A 924-nucleotide genomic window follows, 5' to 3' on the forward strand; every position below is an offset into this window, starting at 1 on the left:
CGCAGTTCGTCAGGCATGGCGCCCGGTTGTTGAATAGCAGCAAGGTCAGCGGCAGACACCGCGTTCCATGCATCCTCGTCCCACAATTGGAACTTGTTCAGTTGGCCCACCAGCATCGCTTTCTTATCAAGCTTGGCGTATTCGCGCAGACGCGGTGGAACCAGAAAACGACCACTGCCATCGAGCTCGAGGTCGACGGCATTACCAATCAATAAACGCTGCAGGCGACGGTTCTCTTCGCGCAGCGAAGGGAGTGCACGCAACTTGGTTTCAATAATTTCCCACTCGTCGAGCGGGTAGACACACAGGCACGGATCAACGGCATCAATGGTCACGATCAACTGGCCGGAACTACGCGAAACGAGCTCGTCACGGTACCGGCTCGGCATGGCGAGACGGCCCTTAGCATCGAGACTGATAGCGTTAGCTCCGCGAAACACGTCAGCGTTTCTCCAATTTTTATCGTTTTGAGCTCAAAAAACCCACTTCATGCCACTTTCCGCCACTTGCGCACACTATAGGAATGCGCCCACCACACCGTCAAGGCGCGGATTAAAGGAAAACCCTTACAGAACGGAGATTTAGGAGCTTAAAAGGAGGGGCAACGACAATTTGGCGGATACTTTTGACTAATAACTTGATGCAGCACTGAAAGCTGCGCTCGGAAGTTAAAGTGATTTGTTAAGAGTAAGATTTTTTCGGTATTACAAAAGCGCTTCTGCTGTTGATTGAAGCAAGGTGGGAAATGGCTATTACTGCATTTGCCGCTGCCGGACTTTAGCGCAGGCCTGCCGATAATAACCAGCCCTGATGCCATTGATTCAAGCAGGGAAAGAAAAAGGTGGAGAGTCGATCTGTAAGCCGGGTTCTGTCTTGAACAGTCATTCGTCTACGATGGCCATCACTGGACATCTTTAGCAACCT

General features: G+C 51.3%; 1 protein-coding gene. It reads right to left on the reverse strand.

The window, feature by feature from the left end; all coding sequences use genetic code 11:
- A partial coding sequence (gene mraZ, locus HT737_RS30280) for a division/cell wall cluster transcriptional repressor MraZ (RefSeq protein ID WP_182404660.1) occupies positions 1-440 on the reverse strand: 440 nt, incomplete at its 3' end.
- Positions 441-924: the final 484 nt, after the last annotated feature.

The sequence above is a fragment of the Pseudomonas sp. MD195_PC81_125 genome, assembly GCF_014060985.1.
Classification (GTDB): Bacteria; Pseudomonadota; Gammaproteobacteria; order Pseudomonadales; family Pseudomonadaceae; genus Aquipseudomonas; species Aquipseudomonas parakoreensis.